This window comes from Novosphingobium sp. PC22D (assembly GCF_002556635.1).
Classification (GTDB): domain Bacteria; phylum Pseudomonadota; class Alphaproteobacteria; order Sphingomonadales; family Sphingomonadaceae; genus Novosphingobium.
The window spans coordinates 75943-92919 of sequence record NZ_MWMO01000016.1 but is presented as its reverse complement, the minus strand read 5'-3'; the positions used below and the strand labels follow the sequence as shown (position 1 = coordinate 92919).

At 57.9% G+C, this 16977-nt stretch carries 14 protein-coding genes; 3 read left to right on the top strand and 11 right to left on the bottom strand.

Annotation, left to right across the window (positions count from 1 at the left end; all coding sequences use genetic code 11):
• Window positions 1–41: 41 nt before the first annotated feature.
• The 6 genes from B2G71_RS19450 to B2G71_RS19425 all read right to left on the bottom strand — a co-directional run bounded on the left by B2G71_RS19450 (window position 42) and on the right by B2G71_RS19425 (window position 11546).
• Window positions 42–4265 carry a strawberry notch family protein gene (locus tag B2G71_RS19450; RefSeq protein WP_098108372.1) on the bottom strand — a complete coding sequence of 1408 codons (4224 nt, stop codon included), beginning with the start codon at window positions 4263–4265 and terminating at the stop codon, window positions 42–44.
• A 213-nt stretch (window positions 4266–4478) separates the two neighbouring features.
• A complete protein-coding gene (locus B2G71_RS19445; protein WP_098108371.1) occupies window positions 4479–5321 on the bottom strand; it encodes a hypothetical protein in 843 nt (280 codons plus the stop codon).
• 285 nt (window positions 5322–5606) lie between these two features.
• On the bottom strand, window positions 5607–6899 hold the full coding sequence (locus B2G71_RS19440) for a hypothetical protein (protein ID WP_098108370.1): 1293 nt from the start codon (window positions 6897–6899) through the stop codon (window positions 5607–5609).
• 914 nt (window positions 6900–7813) lie between these two features.
• The gene (locus tag B2G71_RS19435; RefSeq protein WP_098108401.1) at window positions 7814–9082 is read right to left on the bottom strand and encodes a replication initiator protein A; all 1269 of its coding nucleotides are present in this window, start codon (window positions 9080–9082) and stop codon (window positions 7814–7816) included.
• Window positions 9083–9276: 194 nt separating this feature from the next.
• Window positions 9277–10305, bottom strand: a complete 1029-nt coding sequence (locus B2G71_RS19430) for a ParB/RepB/Spo0J family partition protein (protein ID WP_098108369.1) — start codon at window positions 10303–10305, stop codon at window positions 9277–9279.
• Window positions 10302–11546, bottom strand: coding sequence for an AAA family ATPase (locus tag B2G71_RS19425; RefSeq protein WP_346426948.1), 1245 nt, complete (start codon window positions 11544–11546; stop codon window positions 10302–10304). The genes B2G71_RS19430 and B2G71_RS19425 overlap by 4 nt, the downstream gene beginning before the upstream one ends.
• A 194-nt stretch (window positions 11547–11740) precedes the next feature.
• Between B2G71_RS19425 and B2G71_RS24575 the strand changes: the two genes are divergently transcribed.
• A complete protein-coding gene (locus B2G71_RS24575) occupies window positions 11741–12583 on the top strand; it encodes a lytic transglycosylase domain-containing protein (protein WP_229710486.1) in 843 nt (280 codons plus the stop codon).
• On the opposite strand, the gene B2G71_RS19415 is transcribed toward B2G71_RS24575, so the two are convergent.
• The 5 genes from B2G71_RS19415 to B2G71_RS23840 form a co-directional block, all read right to left on the bottom strand.
• Window positions 12573–12884 (bottom strand): hypothetical protein, encoded by a 312-nt coding sequence (locus B2G71_RS19415; protein WP_141521632.1) that lies wholly within the window; start codon window positions 12882–12884, stop codon window positions 12573–12575. The two genes, B2G71_RS24575 and B2G71_RS19415, sit on opposite strands and share 11 nt — an antisense overlap.
• Before the next feature lie 10 nt (window positions 12885–12894).
• The gene (locus B2G71_RS19410) at window positions 12895–14001 is read right to left on the bottom strand and encodes a helix-turn-helix domain-containing protein (protein ID WP_168176417.1); all 1107 of its coding nucleotides are present in this window, start codon (window positions 13999–14001) and stop codon (window positions 12895–12897) included.
• A 647-nt stretch (window positions 14002–14648) separates the two neighbouring features.
• Complete coding sequence (locus B2G71_RS19405) at window positions 14649–14867, bottom strand: antitoxin MazE-like protein (RefSeq protein WP_141521631.1); 219 nt, start codon at window positions 14865–14867, stop codon at window positions 14649–14651.
• Between the two features lie 84 nt (window positions 14868–14951).
• Window positions 14952–15446, bottom strand: coding sequence for a hypothetical protein (locus tag B2G71_RS19400; protein WP_098108363.1), 495 nt, complete (start codon window positions 15444–15446; stop codon window positions 14952–14954).
• A gap of 108 nt (window positions 15447–15554) precedes the next feature.
• Window positions 15555–15908: a hypothetical protein gene (locus tag B2G71_RS23840; protein WP_141521630.1), complete on the bottom strand. Its 354-nt coding sequence runs from the start codon at window positions 15906–15908 to the stop codon at window positions 15555–15557.
• A gap of 402 nt (window positions 15909–16310) precedes the next feature.
• Between B2G71_RS23840 and B2G71_RS19390 the strand changes: the two genes are divergently transcribed.
• Together B2G71_RS19390 and traL are read left to right on the top strand one after the other, a co-directional pair.
• A complete protein-coding gene (locus tag B2G71_RS19390; protein ID WP_098108361.1) occupies window positions 16311–16634 on the top strand; it encodes a hypothetical protein in 324 nt (107 codons plus the stop codon).
• 58 nt (window positions 16635–16692) lie between these two features.
• On the top strand, window positions 16693–16977 hold the full coding sequence (gene traL, locus B2G71_RS19385) for a type IV conjugative transfer system protein TraL (RefSeq protein ID WP_098108360.1): 285 nt from the start codon (window positions 16693–16695) through the stop codon (window positions 16975–16977).

Genomic DNA, 16977 nt, shown 5'->3' with positions numbered 1-16977 from the left:
GCCACGGCACTCTTGGTCGATCAGGAAGGATAGGGCCGGTGTCAGGAAGGCTTGAGGATCTCGGCGATGATGGCCTCGGCCTGCGCGACAGGGATGAAGATGCGGGTGCGATACTGGATGATCTCGGTGAATGCGCCGAGCGACTTGAGCCATGAAAGCTGCGATGCCGGAGCGTCTACGATCTCGACACGCGGGTTGCCGTTCACATGCGAGCGCTTGAAGGCCATCGGGAACGGGCGGGTAACTTGGACGCTGCGCCCGGCGAGGACGGCATTGGTGATCGCTTCGACGGGCATGTCTTCGCTGCTCGCAAGGCCGAGCTTGGTGAAGAGTTCGACGATGCTGTGCTCGAAGACGATACGGCCAAGCCAGCTATTGCCATTCTTATCGACGATCCGATTGACCGCGAGGTGATCGGACGGCAGCGCCGACCAGATCGGCAGCAGGAGGCCGGTTGCGAGGCGCACCGTCTCGGTGTCCAGCTGCCCGGCCGCCTCGTTGACTTCGGCCTGCCATTTCGCCCGGAAGGTGTCTTCGTCGATTTCCTCCCAGGCCGTCTCGAACAGATCCGCCTCGCGCATGGATTTGCGGCTGCAGGGTCGCTGCAGCTCGATGCGAAGGATCGGCTCGCCTTCGTCGTCCATCCAGGCGTTTGCCTTGCTACGTAGTGCAACACGGCCCGACTTGGCGTTCATGACGAATGCCGGGTTCTCGCGCCAGCGGACCATATCGAGGATGCGCTCGAGCGAAATCGGGTTTTTGCGCCGTGCGATCTCGATCGTGAGAAGGTGCGTGGTGGCGCCGGTGCCGGGATCGGTCCGCAGGATCGTGTCGCTGATGACGCGGGCGCTGTCGGCCGTGATCGTCTCGACACCCACATCGAGGGTGCCGGCCTCGCGTGCCGCGGCAACGCGGGTTTCAACGAGGGTGAGATATTCCTCGAAGATCTTGTTCTGCAGCCCGATCGGCAGGGCCAGCAGGCGATTGAGCCAGCGCTGGATCGGCGGCAAGTCTTCCTTCAGGACGCCGTCGCCCTCGGTGATCTCGAGCCCGCTCAGGTCAATGAACTCGGTCATGTTCGTGCTCTTGAGCTTGCCGAGATAGAGAAGGTGGAACCACGAGACGAGGGCGTCGCGCGCGTAATCGCTTTCAAGATTGTCGGCGGGATCGAAGAGGCCCTGCCCTCCGGTCTGGCGCTGGCCGCGCGTGAGGGCGCCAAGGCTGTCGAGGCGGCGGGCGATCGTCGAGGTAAAGCGCAGCTCGCCCTTGCAGTCGGTGGTGACAGGCCGGAACAGCGGCGTCGATGCCTGATGGGTGCGGTGCGTGCGACCGAGACCCTGAATGGCCCGGTCAGCGCGCCAGCCCGGCTCGAGCAGGAAATGGGCGCGCCGGTCCTGGTTCACCGCGTCGAGGCTGGCATGGTAGGATCGGCCCGTGCCGCCTGCATCGGAGAAGACGAGAACCTTCTTCTGGTCATTCATGAAGGCGCTGGCCTCGGCCTGGCTGGTGCGCGGCGTGCGCGTCTCGACCTTCTGGCGGCCGTCCGGTCCGGTGATCAGGCGCTTGGAACGCCCGGTGACTTCAGCAATCCGATCCGGCCCGAAATGTTCGATCAGGGCATCGAGACCCGACTTGATCGGCGGGAGCGCGCAAAGATGCTCGATCAGGTTGTCGCGCGCGGCGATGGCTTCGGGATTGTGGACCGGGTTGCCGTCCTTATCGCGCATGGGCCTGGAATGCTGGGCGCCGGTATCGTCCGTGAAGACCTCCATCTGATGAGTCGGAAAGGCACGCTTGAGGTAATCGACGATCTGGTCGGTGGGAGACAGCTCGATCTGCGGCTCGGCGCGTTCCTCGGCCGTCATCTCCGAAAGGCGCCTGTCGAGGATGGCCTCCGCCGTCGTCACCAGCTGCACGACTACGGAATGATCCTGCTTTAGGTGCTCCTCGATCGCCGCGATCACGGTGGGGAGCTTCATCGAAAGCAGAACCTGACCGAAGAAGCGCTGGCGCGTGCCTTCCAGGCGCGAGCGAGCGGCGGCCTTCGCGCCCGAATTGAGCGTCTTCCCTTCAAGGGCGTCGACGACGTTCGTCGCTTCGAGTGCGGCGGCAAGATTGGTGTTGATGACCTGCCAGGCGCGGCAATAGGTGTCGTAGATCTCGATCTGGGCAGGTGTCAGTTCGTGGCGCAGCACTTCGTATTCGACGCCCGCGAAACTGAGCGCGCGCGCCGTGTAAAGGCCGAGCGCCTTGAGGTCGCGGGCCACCAGTTCCATCGCCGCGATGCCGCCCTGCCGGATATTGGAGATGAACGATTCCCGGTCGGGGAAGGAGGTTTCCGGCCCCCAGAGGCCGAGGCGCACGGCGTAGGCGAGGTTATTGACGTCAGAGGCGCCAGTGGCGGAAGCGTAGAGGACACGCGCATCAGGAAGGTGGTTCTGCAGAAGGACGCCGCAGATGCCCTGCTGGGAGCCTTCGGTCTTGCCAAGGGCGCCCTCGCCGCCTGCGACACCGCCCATCTCGTGAGCCTCATCGAAAGCGATCACGCCATCGAAGTCGGGCCCTGCCCAATCGAGGATCTGCTGAAGGCGGGTTGCGTCCGAGCGGCCAGATCGCAGCCCCGGATAAGTGACGAACAGAGTGCCTTCGTCCATCGTGATGGGCTGGCCGATCTTCCAGTTCGAGAGCGGCTGCACGTCGGCCGAGAGGCCGCCAAGCGCGGTGACGTCGCGGCGGATGTCCTCGAGCAGCGGCTCGTTCTTGGTGATGAAGATGTGGCGTCGGCGGCCCTGCAGCTTGTTGTCGAGGATGCAGGCAGCGATCTGGCGGCCCTTGCCCGCGCCAGTGCCGTCGCCAAGGAAGAAGCCCTTGCGGTACTTGCGACCTTCAGGATCGATGTCGAGGCCAACGCCCTCCTTGGCAGGCTTGAAGGTGCCGGGCAGCGTCTGGCTCCATGCGTGGCCTGCATACACGACGGTCTCGAGCTGGGAGGAGGACAGGAGGCGTTCGCTGACGGTGCGCTCGGGCAGATGCGGGATGTGCGTGGGGATCGGTGCCGGGATCGAACCCATCGCGACCGATTCAACGAGCGCGGTCGGGTGTTCGCCGGCGGCGTCAAAGACGATGCGGCTTGGCCGGTAGGGCAAGTAGACGCCGACCTGTTCGGCCAGAGGTGCGGGCTCTTTCAGCTTGCTATAGCCGACCGGCAGGACCGCATTGGCCTTGGGCGCGTGGTAGGGACGCGGAGCGGCCAGCTTGGTCTTGCGCGCGGCGCCGAACAGCGAAGTCGGTTTCGCAGGCACATGGTGAACCGGAAGGTTCGCGACGGGCTCGAGCTTGATGCGAGCCGGGATGTCGACGGTATCGAGGAAGTCGAGGACGGCCGCGCGCTCGATGACCGCAGGCATGAGGTTGCCGGCGATCTTGTCGATGACATAGAGGCGAACGGCAATGTCGGTGCCGTGTTTCCTGTAGCAGTGCTGGAGTCGGAGCGATGCGCGCACGGTGCAACCGGCGAGGATCGCCTCGTAGGCCGTGCGCAGGCGGGCGCAGGGTCCGAACCAGTCGGGCATGATGGCCACGACGCGGCCGCCCGGGCTGACCCGCTTGATCGCGGCCTGCAGATGGCGGAGCGCCGCCAGGTCATCGGCGCCGCGGCCGATGCTGCGCGAGAACGGCGGGTTCATGAGGACGACGCTCGGGCGCGGAAGATCCGCGTGAAGCGCGACCAGCGACGCGCCATCATTGGCGGTGATCGTTGCATAGGGAAAGATGTGAGCGAGCCGATCACGGCGGCGCGGGTCGATTTCGTTGAGTTGGAGCGCGCGACCGCGCGGGGCCTGGGCGATCAAGAGGCCGTTGCCAGCGCTCGGTTCGAGCACGATGTCGTCGTCGCCGATCGCGGCGAGCAGCATGGCCAGCGCCGCGATGTCTGCGGGGGTCGAGAACTGCTGAAGCTCGATTTGCTCCTCGCTTCGCACGGTCTGGGTCGGCAGGCGCTGCATCAGCGCGCTTGAGATGGCGATGTCTGCCAGTTTGTCGATACGATGCACATCGCTGGCGAGGTGAAGGGCAAGAGCGTGTTCGAGCATTTCGAAACTGTCACGCTGGGTCCAGTAGCCGTCTGCGTCGCTGCCTCCGAACGTCTCGGACATTGTCGCGTTGAGTTGGCGTCGCGTAACGGACCCGCCTACTGCAAAGTGCGCTGCGATCTTGCGTGCGGCCTGCGCGTCGTTGACGACGGTGTAATCGAGAAGATCGGACATGGAGGTCTCCTTGGGGCATCTGCGGCTTCGCAGATCACCCCACACTCCCCCCTCTCCTCTTTTGCTTTCGATGCGTGTTGAACGATTTGGGTCGGCTAGGAACCAGGGATGTTCGCCTGCCGTAGGCCGGCGAGCGATTGTTCTGTGCGGATGCCGATTTTGTGTTGTCGGATGTACGCGGCTGCGAGGATACGTGACCGCGGGCAATGATCGTTAGGGTCGTTTCGGCGCGATGATGTCGGCCCAATCGTTGAACCCATCGGGGCATGGAAGCATGTCGATGGGGACATCTTCGGTGCTGCGTTCCGCAATTGCCGTGTTGGCCAGGGAGATGGCTTGGGCCTGATTGTCCGGGAGCAGTGTGATACCCTTGATGTGGCTTGGAGGCGTGACGATACTAAAGTTGCGCTCGCCAAAACATGTGGCGCCAGGCAGCGCTTTGATCTGTTGGAAAGCGCAGGCCGTCTCGAAACCTTCCGCAAGATGGAGTTTCGTACCGGGATGATAGCTTGGCCAGATACCGCCTCGGGAATTGCCCAGCATCATTCGTGCGGTCCGCTCAGCAGTAGTGGGATCGAGAAACTGACGCTGGATTGCGCAAAGTTGGCCTAACCTGAAAACGCCTACGATGAGTGCCGGGAGGTATTGGACGTCCCTCCCCTTCCCCTTTGGGCAACGCGGATGAAAACGGACGTCTTTGGGGATGAACGTGATGCCCCGGATCTCCTTCAGGTAACGCTCGGCGAGTGTTCCACTGATCGGCCCGGCTTGCTCCCAGATCTGCCTAAATGAGGTATTGGGTAAGCGGTGTGGAGCGACCGTTGGATTCTGGTCCTCTACCGATCGCCCGAGGACGCGGCGGATCGATGACATGACTGCTTGCCCGGAACAGCCGGCAAAGCAGTGGACGAGGATGGACCGGCGGCCCTGCTTGATGCTGAGGCTGGGCTTCCGGTCATTATGCGCGGGGCATCTGCACAAGGCGTAATGGCCGTGCCATTGGCCGCCGAGACGTTTGACAATATCCAGGGTTTCCGATGTCGGGTTGTGCGTCACGGGATCTTCTCCTCAAATTACGCCCTTCCCTTTCCTCGCTTCCCTCAAAAGCTGTTGCAGCGTGGTACTGCTGCCAAACCGGCGTAGTACATCTAATTCTAGAAAATTTCTCGTGAATACTATATTTATGCATTGAGCCATATTTTATATATTTTGAGTATTTGGGGATAAGATTGGTTAATAATATTTAATTACAGGGGTGTTGCTATAGAGGTGTCTCCAAGGCTATCACCCAACATCCACATGGGGGAGCCCTGTTTCTCTCACGAGTGACGGGGCTTCATTTTAAGCATCATCTATCATCTGTTCTAGTGATGCCATGACATCGCCATTTTCGAGATCACGGACATCCAATGTCATAGTCCGGTGAAACTCCTCGAAACGTTTGCGTTCAAGGGCTTTCATTTCAAGGTATTGTGGGCTTCGCTCCCTGAGGAGCTGGATCGCAAAGTCAGCCTCGAGCCCTGTCCTGTGATCGAGAAATGCCACGATCGCGTCTGGTCTTACCATCCCGGCATGCGTGACGACGTCGAATAGCGGTTTTTTGACGGCTAGTTCGACACGTTTGCGGCGCATCTTGTATTGAAGCGTGGTGAGCGTTTCAAGGAGAACGCGATCACTATGCCGGTCGACGGGTATGAACCTGTTTCCCTTGAACACTGGCTGCGCGTAGGCCCGTAACGGCAGGTATCCCTCACGCGGATTGTGTTCGCCGATTACGACCAAAGCGATGAAGGGTGGTTCGACCTTGGCGCGAATGATGCCGGTGTGCTGTATGCGATTTCGAATATCGAGGTCGCCCAACCCCGTGTGAATGGTCGTGCCTGAAATGGCATGAGCCTCAAGGACGAGAAATGCCTGTGGTGCATGTCCTTCGGGCCAGGCGCGTTCCGCTTCGCGCAATCGTGCTTGTACCCGACGGGATTCCCATTGCTTCACGTTGAAATAGAGATGATCCGATAATTTGACGTGGGGCGCGATTTCAAAACGTTCGGCCGCGGCATGAAGACGAGCGAATTCATGGTTCAACCCGTGATTAGGTGATCCGTGCGGAGGAAGCGGGGGCAAGACATTTGTGTGTCCCGCCTCCAGAAGCATCCACATCAAGCGACCCAGACGTGGTATGGCAACTCCGCGACTGCGATCGTCAGGATCATCCTCAAGCGGCTTCTGGGCTAGTTTTTCAGGCGCCTCTTTGTGGGCTGAGAAGAGTCCTTTGGGATATTCGATCTCAAAAAGGCTGTCGTTTGGGCGTTCGCGAATCCTGTCAGGTGAAGGGGGGAGATAGAGAGGGCAGCGACGATGGTGATGCGGTCTGCCGGTGAGACGGCGGAGGTAATAGGTTTCAGCTTCCGACAGATATGCCGGGCTGATGAGCGGAGGTGGCTGCTCGTGGCTCAAACAGTCGCAGGCGATCCATTGAGCGTTTTCTCGAGCGGTGACGACGAGAGAAACAGCCGCTCGATGATCGGCGTCGGAACCGCTTCCAACGTACCAGCGCACCAGGGCGCTGCGTAAGGCCTCCGGTATAGCAGTCCGGCTTTTGAGGCCATTGGTGTCACGAGGTACGATCCACACGGTTTCCGATCCCGGGAAATGCAAGCCGTTCCAAGTATGTTCTCATATCAAGGAAAGCGGTACTGTCCAAGGCTCGAATGGTTGAGGGCTGAGGAGGTTGATGAAATGCTGGGGAGGTGATTGTTTGCAGGAGCCTCCTGCCCTGCCCTAACAATGCGTTGATGTGCTGCAGGTAGGAGAATCTCCTTTCCTGATCTCATATCGAAGATCCCGCCGCAGGCGGAATGCGCGTTAGTGGTGTTAAGGGTGAAGTTAAAGAGTTAGCGGCATTTCCCAGCGCAGAACTTGTCCAGAAAACCGGCGAGTCGCTGGTTGTGGACAGATTCTGAAAACACGTCGGATTCGATCTGAAAGTACGTTGCGGCTGATTTGAAAACACGTCGATCCGCATCTGAAAGTACGTTGGCCAAGGGCGCGGTGTGGATAACTCAGCCGGATGTCGCGAGCATGATGGCTTATGATGTTGGAATTGCGGCGGATGTATGGGGTGTCTGGCATCTGCGAAGGCTTGAGGAACGTGTTTTCGGGAACGTGTGTCAAACGTCGTATCGTGTTTTCGGGAAGGTCGATCTTCTCGATTCTCGGCGGTTCATGTCGGGTTGGCGTGGTTGTTGACATGAATCGCGGTGTGAACGCGCGAGAGGAGGCATAAGCGCCTCAATCGCGCGCATTTTGGCGATCTATTCCACGTTCGAGTGATGGCTCCGTACCTTTGAATTAGGCAGGGAAGGGGGCCTAACACACTGTCTACCTTCGACGGCGTTGCAAAGGTAGGCGCGGGCGGATCGATGAATTGTCCGATTCCTGAAAACACGTCGGCGCGATCGTGGGCCAGGCATTTGCGTGGGGAGGGGCCCGGGAGGGCAGAGGATGAGGGCAGCGGTCTCGTGTGCAGGGCGAGAGGCGCGAGACGTTTAACCTTGTCGAAGTTGATATTTGTTGCGCTCGTGATGCTTGCGCATGAACCCTAGAAAGCGCTTCGAGTAGTTGTGCGGCAATTCCTCGGGATTTGCGTTGAGAAACGCGTCGAAGGTTTTCATCATAACGTCGAGGTCCCAGCCAGGGCACTCGGTTCTTATGGCGTGGTATACGCCTGGATCGAGTATTCGCTCTGCTCGGGTGGTGGCGCTGCGTTTCCTTTGGCCCGACGGTTCGCTAGAGGCCGCTCCTGCAGGAGTTTCGAGGTCGTTTGCCTTCAGCAGGTCGGCTACGTTGGCAATCACGTTTCGAGCGGCTTCGACACTCACAAATTCATTATCGGGTGCATCTGAAGTACGTTGTTGTGCAGGACGCGAGACGGCGGTGCGCTCGGGTTCAATGGCCCGGGAAGCGGAGCGCAGGGCAGGGGGCTCTTGATCATCACATGGCGGCTCCTCCTTGAGGAACTTGCGCATTACCATCTTGAGTTTTGGCCTTGCGGTGTCGGGATCGATGACCTCAAGGCTAATGTCTGGAAGGCTGTTCGCTCTGGCGAGCTCGATAATCTTGTTTTTGAAGGAGGGCAGCGAACTTTCGCTGCCGCTCTTTTGATGGAGTGTTTCAAATCCGATCGTGAAGCCGTTTGCTCCGTTGCCGCCGGCGTGTTTTCGGCTCGCGCGATAGAGCCACTTGCCAAGACCGCTGGTGATCTCGAAGTAGAGAGGAGAGATGGCGAGGATGTTGCGTTGGTCCATAATGCCATCAAAGAACCATTTGGACAGCGTGATTTCCATCCCGAGCGAGCGTTGCGTGCGCTCGTCAACAAGATGGGTATAGCTGTCGATCCAGGAGAATGTCGTTTCGCGGGTCTTTGAGTTCGCGCGGATGTTCGTCTTGATGGTCGTGGCTTGAAGGCGGTCCAATGCCGCAACCAGGCGTTCATAGGCACGGCCGCTCACACCCCAGCAGATACGCTTGAGGAGGTCGCCAGGTTGGATGCGGATCGAAGGGGAGAGGTCGTTTTCCCCTCGCTCGCGCAGCTCATTAAGGTGCGAGGCGAGGTAGATCATGATGTCCGCGTCCCAGATCGTTGCCATGCCGTATTGAGGATTGGCCGAGACGTTGACGCGAACGGATTTGTCGGGGCTGACGTAGTCGATAGGCTTTAGCCGCTTCCTCTTGGAGAGGCTGAAGAAGGGTCGCTGCATTGTCTCCTGATAGTCGCGAAGGGATATGTCGCTGAAATCGGGCAGCGTGAAGAACATTTCGAACTGGACGGGCCTCCCGTCTATGATCGTGGTTGTGTTCTTGTTTGACACTGCGTGAACCTATCTGAGGAGCGGCGTTTCCCACGCGTGGGAAATTCAACGTATGTATATGAAAATCAAGACGAAACCGTGCAATTTTGGCGTTCAAAATGTCGACAAGCGGTGCCGGGAATGCCGTCAATGTCGAGGCGCTACGAGGGCGGCGGTAATTGGAAAATTTTCGACTGTTCGATCAGCGGCTTGATTGCGTCGAGAATTTCATCCGCGGACAGGGTGCTTGGCTTGAGCGTAATCGTAAGGCCGGTTGAGCGATCACGGTCGACCTGGCCGATTGCGACGTCGCCCGACTGGATGACGGTTTTTGTGTTGCCTCTTGGGCGGTTGGCCGTAGCTTTAATAAGTCGATCGACGACGGCGCTGCCTGCAATGGGCTCTTCGTCACCGGACTGACGGAAACTTTGCTCTGCGGCAATGGCCTTAGCTGCTTCTTCCATCTTGTGGCGTTTGGTTGGATCGCGAAGAGCAGGAAGGATCTTGTCAGCATGACGGACTTGCAGGTCCATCGGCGAATTGAAGGCGGATACGATGATGCTGGGGATTTCGGTCAGGCTGATGTAGCGGGCCAGCATCGATTTTGAGACTTTGATACGCTCGGCCATGCGGGTCTGGACGCCGCCATAGTACGTATCGACAGCGAATTTGTAATTTCGTCCGCGCTCGAGGTCGGAGATATCTTCGCGTTCGCGGTTCTCAATGTCAGCGAGACGAAATGCAGCTTCATCGTCGAGATCATCGATGATGCCGACAAGATCGATATCGGGGTAGTGGTTGGCGTTGAGCCAGGAAACTGCCCAATGTCGCCGGGTGCCGATGATCAATTCATAGGGCAGGGGGGCTTTTGGGGTACGTCGAACGACTACGGGGATCTTGTTTCCGTTCTCGGCTTGAATGGATTCGATCAGGGTTCGTAGGCGGTCTTCGGACAGTTCTTGATAGTCGCGGGCGTTGCCCGGCCAGATCGAGCATTCCGCGGGCTTGAGCTTGATGGTGGGCCGCTTGACCATGCGCGATGCTTCGCTGAATGCGTCAAGACGCTTCGCGGTAAACGTGGTTCGTTGCTCCGGCGCTGTGGGGGCCGCTGGTTCGCTTTGATCGGTGGCCGCTTCCGGAGTGGAGGCCAAAGCCTCACCGATAATTGATCGACGGCGGGGACGGCTCATGCTGCAATACTCCCGGAATCGTCCGTCGTTCGTTGCATCGCAAGATTCTTAGAGGGCCATTGTTGGCGAATTTGTTGCAGAACCTCGCCAAAGACCGAATCAAGGTTGTCGCGGCAACGCTGATATGTCGCAGTGGCAGCCGATGGCTTGCTTTCGTAGATCGAGCGGAATGCTTGCGTAGCGTTCTTTATTTCTTCTGATGACAGAATGGGCTGGCTCAGGAGAAAATTGGCGTAGGTCGCTTGCATCATCTGCAGCATTTCGTGTTCGCCCGGCTTGCCAGGGTTGAAGGCGGAGCACACAATTCGAATGAAACCGTAGTCGACTGGCGTTCCGTGGGAATCCAGGATCTCGAGATTTTCAGCGATCGTTTCCATGAAGTGTATGGTCGAGAGGTAATCGAGTTGGCGGGCAGGCACTGGAATAAGGATGCCCGAGGCAGCTGCCATTACGTTGAGGCCCAAAAAGCCCATGGCTGGCGGAGGATCGAGTAGGATGACGTCGAAATCTTTGATGACCGTCTGCAGGCCGATCCTGAGCCGTTGAAGGCTCTCTCGAACAGCTTGGCTTCCTTCGGTAAGTGTCGAAGTGAGATCCCATTCAGCGTCCTGCAGGCCAAGACTGGAAGGGACAATTTTGGTCGTCGGCCAAGCGGTGTCGTGAATTGCCTTCGGGAATTCATCGAAGGTACTACGAGGCGATAAAAATTCGCCTAGAGTACATTCGTCGTCGAGGAGCGATTCGGGTTGGATGTCGAACATTGTGGTCGTGGATGCTTGAGGATCGCAGTCTACCACAAGAACACGATAGCCATGCAGTGCTAGATAGTCTGCAAAGTGCTTGGTGATGGTGCTCTTGCCAACGCCGCCTTTGAAATTCTGAACTGCAACGACGACAGCATCTTCATCGGACGCTTTACCGACTTCGATGCCGAACACCTTTCGGATATGTGTGAGGTCATCGATTGTATAATATCGACGAGCGTTCCCCAGCTGCTTGGGCTGCGGCAGGCGACCGTCTTTTTCGGCTTGCCGGATAGCTTCAACAGAACGCCCGACCAGTTCGGCGGCAATGCCAGGACCGAACGTAAGGTTGAGCACTTTGGTATTTTCGGGTTCGAATGCGATCTGTTTGACTCGGTCGCGCATGTCCTCGCACGAGCGAGTCAGAGCGCGAAGTGTTTTGACGGTATACGATGGCATGGATGAACCACTCCGGCCTGATTCGAGAATTTCGAACAACTTTGATATTCATGCCAGTATTCAGCGTCAAATGTCAAACTGCTGTTCAAAATAGCCCGATTTTGCAAAGCCGCGACATCAACCGCTCGTGTTCTCAAAGGCTCGCAGCGAACAAACCGGATTGATGTCAGTTCGGAGGGGGTGTAGGCCATCGCGGCGATACCCACAGCCAGGCTTTGGAAACGAGGTCTGATGTGAAGACGTTGACGATTATGACGGCCCTGGCGTGTGCTTTGGGGTGGCTAGGGTCTGCCCAGGCTCGCGAAGCCGATGTTCAGACATTCTCAGGGCAACCGGTTGGCTTTCAATTGCTGCAGCCGGGCAACACGCCGGCGGCGGAGGTTCGACGTGAAAATGATCCGTCCGCATCTGCGGGACTGAACCTTCAGTCGGAGTTTCTCGGATTTGGTGATGATGAATTGCCGAGTCGATCATCTGCGGGAGACTTGGTGTATATACCGTCATGGATGCGTGGCGGCGGAGCCGGGGTAACTGGGGATTTTCCAGCGCGGCTCTCCGAAACCCAATGTGGTCAACGCCAATATCGGGCCTACCCGGGGTTGACGGCAGAGCAGCAGGTACGGCGAGCCAGATTTTTCGAACGGATGGTCACGGCCGCCTGCAGCGCCGGCGTACCCGTAGATTTGTTTGATGCGCTCATCGTCCAGGAAAGTCGCTATAATCCGGCGGCGTTAAGTCCGAAGGGTGCAACCGGCTTAACTCAGCTTATGCCAGGCACCGCGCGGCTTCTCGGCGTTGCCGATCGGTGGAATGTCTCGGACAATCTCGAAGGTGGGGCGAGATATCTGCGGCAGCAGCTCGATGCGTTTGGAAATTGGGCACTGGCGCTGAGCGCCTATAATGCCGGCCCTGCCAACGTGCAGAAATATGGCGGTGTCCCGCCATTTCGCGAGACGAGGGCCTATGTTCGTAAGATTTTGGCGTCTATCGAGCAGCACCAGCAGGGTCGTGGTGATGAACCGGTCGGAACGCGCGTGCCAACTCGATCGGTGATGCTTGCTTCGTTTATCCCGTAGGTTCGATGTTCCAAAAGACGTCGAAGCCGACATGATAGGCAAAATACAGCGCAATGAAGGCGATTACGGGTGTACCAAGCAGATAGTTTCGTTGCCATCGCAGCCATATCTTGGGCAAGGCGAGGGCAATGTCGAGGCGGGTGGCAAAAGAGGGGCGCCATTTTCCTTGAAACAGGTCGAGAAACGTGGCTACCGCGGCAAGAGCACCGCAAATAAGCGCCATGCAGCCAACCGCGATGTAAAGGGACGTCCAGGCTATGAGCGCTGCTTGGTTCATGCTTGAAGTGTAGTCCCAACTCACGCAAATATCATTAACAAGCAACCAAGGGCTTGTGTTCCGCAGTTCTCCTGCGCGCAAATACAGTATGCCCGATGTTTAAATCGCCGTCGGCGGCTTTACGGACTATTCCGCGCATATAGGCATCGGCTGATTTGTGAATCTTACTCTCCGCCACGAGCTGGCCTGTGATGAGCAAGCACAGTGTCGTTGCGGCGATGCCTAGCGCGGCGACGGAGGCATCGGCGATGTTGTTGGACACGCCTATGAGCCGCGCCAGTTCGTGTGGTGTCGACCGGGTAGGACCATGACGCAGATTGATCAGATCGTGCGTGAAGGGAAAAAGCCAAGAAGTCTCACGCCACGAAAATCCGCTTCGAATGATGCCGTAGGGATCTTCGAAACCCGGTTTAGAGGTATCCCCTAAAGACCTTGAAGCGGGAAGGGAGCGGCCGTCGTGCGCGTACTCCTCTTCTGCCGAGCTGCTACTTTCACCTTGGTTTGTTGAATCGTTGTATTGGTAGTGGACGGTATCGTCCGGTCTAGTGGACGACTCGTCCGCAAAATCGGGGCAACGGATCGCAGATTGCAGTAGCTGTTCTACTTCGAGCAGGAAGTCTTCAGCATCGGAGCAAATGGCCTGAAGCTCGGCTATGTCAGCGTTTCGTAGCTGGTCTCTTTGCGCCCTTAACATTCCGAGTTTTTGCTCTGCCTCGTTCGCCCACGAGCAGTCGGTTACGCTGCGAAGGAGAGTTGAGGCTGACCGCAGTGCGTCTGTGGTTCGCCTAGGCAATTCGATTCTCTTCATCCTCAGATGTTCCTCGGTCTGAACGAGGTCCTCTATCGATTTCACGAGGATGCGCAGGGGGGCCAATGACCATCCAGATCCAATCGGCCCGCTTGCCGTTCGACGATAGGATCGATGCCCATTGCCCTTGGCGCAGAAGGGGATGATCATGCCCCAGCGCGCCAATTCGCGCAGCACACGCCTTGCGTTCTGGATGTTCCAGCGGTCTTCGAGTGTTTTGTTGCTTGCGCCCATTACCGGACCTGCTGGAGCTGACCAGTCCTGTTCATGGGCGCACATGAGGCAAAGCTCATAGAGTTTACCCCAGGTGTTTCGCGTGATGGGATGGGTCACGCTACCTCGTTTCGCAAGGTAATTCAGCGCACAGAGCAGTCGTGCTCGAAGTGGTTTGTTAGGGGTTTCGAGGTTGTTAGCCGCGTTCCTCAAACTTGAATACACGAGTGCCGCCCATCGAGATCTGTCCGCCGGCGTGAGCAACTCCGGGATCTCGGTAGGCAGCCGATCAGCGAGTTTAACTAAGTCCCCGATCGCACTGGAATGACCGCGATACGCACTTGTTTGGTGGGTCGTCACGATTCCGGCCGGACATATGGCAATACTCATTCGTTCGCTCCCGCGTGTTGCGAGAGACGGCACAGACGCGATCATACTCCGCGGCAGGCGCGGGTTAGATCTTGTAGAATGCGAAGGTGAGGCGTATTTTCGGACGTGAACTTTTGGCGCTGCCCGCCTTTTCAGGCGGAGGCCTCATCCTTCCAAGGGCCCGGGCCATGCCTGGGTCTTTTTTGTCTGTGCTATCTCCTCCTTCGTGGACCAGTGAAGGTCGGGCATACGCCCGGCCGGGCTTGGCGTACCGTTGGAGCGCAGCAAAACGCTGCGCAAAATCGGTTGCGCCAAAAGGGTTGGACTGGTAAGGAGAAAGTGACTGCTTTTCCCACCAGCGGGTTATGAAAAGGGCTCGGCGCCAACCGAGCCCTTTTTCATTCTGGGTTGCGTTGAATTGCTACATCGTCGTTCTGGTGCCTTTCTCGATTAAGGTAGGAATTGATGACGTTGGTAATGACAGCGTCACGGCTTACGCCGTCCCTTTTCAATTCGTCGATGCTGTTGATGAGGCTCGCGGGCAGCCAGACTTCCAGTGGCCTCAGGCCGCGGTCCCGCATGCGCTGTCTGTGCGTTGCCTTTCGGTCGATCGCCATGTGGGTACTCCTCTCGGAGAGGAACGTTACGCGGCTGTTCCTAGGGACGGGGAGGCTGAACAATGGCAGGGCCGATGCACAGTGTCAGGCGATCGGAGTTTCCTCTCGCTCTACGACCCGCGCGTGGTGAGCGCAGATTTGTTCTGTGATCTTCTGCGCGTGGGATCGGCAGAGGTTTCTGCGTATCGGTTTGAAATCACCCCGGACCGCAGAGAGCTGCTCGTTTAGAGCGATTCCCAGTTCTTCGGTGTAGGCAGCGATCGTTTCGCAGCATGGATCGAAATAGGCCTGCGGATTATTGAGGACTTGGACGGCGACCATCGCTCTTAGGGGATCAATGCCGAGGCAATCGTAGACCTGCTGCAGTTCGGTAACGCTTATTAGGCCTGCCTCGATTTTCTCGAAGAGTTGTCGTCGTAGCCGGTCGTTCACGACGCCTCGTCGTTGCAATTCGCGCAGGCTGACATTCTGGCTGGCCATCGCTTCTCTGATGATCACTGCATACCCAAAGCCTGCGCTGGATCGTGGGTTGGTTTCGGCGCTCTGCTCGTCGGCGTCCATCCGAATCAACTGGCCCATATGAATACCCCAAAGTGTGGTTTCATTGAGCCGTATGGGACTGACTCCTATACGGCCAATGCACTTGCATTGCTGTTATGGGAGGAAACAGAGGATTTTGGCAAGCCCTCAATCAGAGAGTGTCACGAGCAAGCAGCAAAAGATTACCGTTTCTCGGGCGGAAACAGGAAAATCCACAAGTTCTTGAAGCCGCTTACGAAAGTGTTCGAATTGATCTCTCTTGTTGGCATGCAGCCTGAGGAAAATCTGGATATCACCATCAAAGGGTGCTCCAAGACGTAATTCTTCAATGGCTTCGAAAGGGGGGGCGATATCAGTCGATATCGTGTAGTTTATAACGCCGGACAGGGTTTCATATCTTAGATGACGGCGGCTTAATTGCCGAATCGCGTTCAGTGTCATCGCAAATGCACTTTCGTTTACCCGCATCTTATAGACGGTAACTCTTGAATCGCTGTTCACGGATCTGGAGGCCCCTGCTTATCCCGAGCCGCTGGTAGCACTGGAACTGGCGGTAGATAAGCGCCTTGCTTCGAGCGCTGAACGATGTGGTTCGGCATGGAACGATGGGTCGGAGTATCCGTAGGTCGACCTATGTTCGCCTCGTGAGGCGCACAAAAGCGCCAGGCGAGGGCGCATATTGTTCCTTGTGGGGGCAAATAGAACCCGGAGTGGAGACTGCGTGACTCCAGGTGGTGCCGCAAGCAACCGTGCAGGGTGCCGAATCATGCCCGATTTCATCAAATAGACCGCCTTCATTTAAGAAGTGGTTACAAAAAGGACGGGGCGTTATTGATCGAGCGCCGGGTCTGTTCCGTGGTGTGTTCGCGCAGATGCGCAGGATTACACGGAAAGGTACTCTTCATGAATGCTCTCAAAGTGGAAGCTGCCAATGTTGGCAAGAATATTGCCGTCGCGGCCGGCTTGGTGGCGCTTGCGTCGGTGGTCGGTGTGGAAATGGCGTTCGCCGGCACGGACGGCACCTTCGATACGGCGCTGACGAAGTTCACGGACTTCCTCGAAGGTTCGGGCGGCAAGATCATCACGGTGCTGTCTCTCGCCGGCGGCGTTGTCGGTCTGGCTTCGGGTCGCTTCTCGCTCGGTCAGGTCGCGATTCCGGTCGGGGTCGGCGTCGGCGCCGGCACCGGCGTGCCGATCGTCACGTCGACTGTGACCGCCACCATCTGAACCAATTTCATGGGCCGCACGTCTCCGGCGGCCCATGAAATCTCCTCGGGGCGGTCTTATGGATCAGTATAGCATTCCCAAGCATCTCGACGACCCGGAGCTTATTGGCTTTTGGACGCTCGATGAATTCCTTGTGATGGTTATCCCTTTCACCTGGGGGATTCTTAGCCAGCACATCGTCATCGGGCTCGCCCTGTCAGTGGCTGCCTGGCTGGGGTATCGCAAACTTCGAGCCGGTCGCTCGATGCACTGGGTGCTGCATGTCGCTTACTGGCATCTGCCGGGCGGCTTCTTTGGTCTGAAGGTCGCCCCGCCCTCTCATCTTCGGGTCATGGCGGGCTGA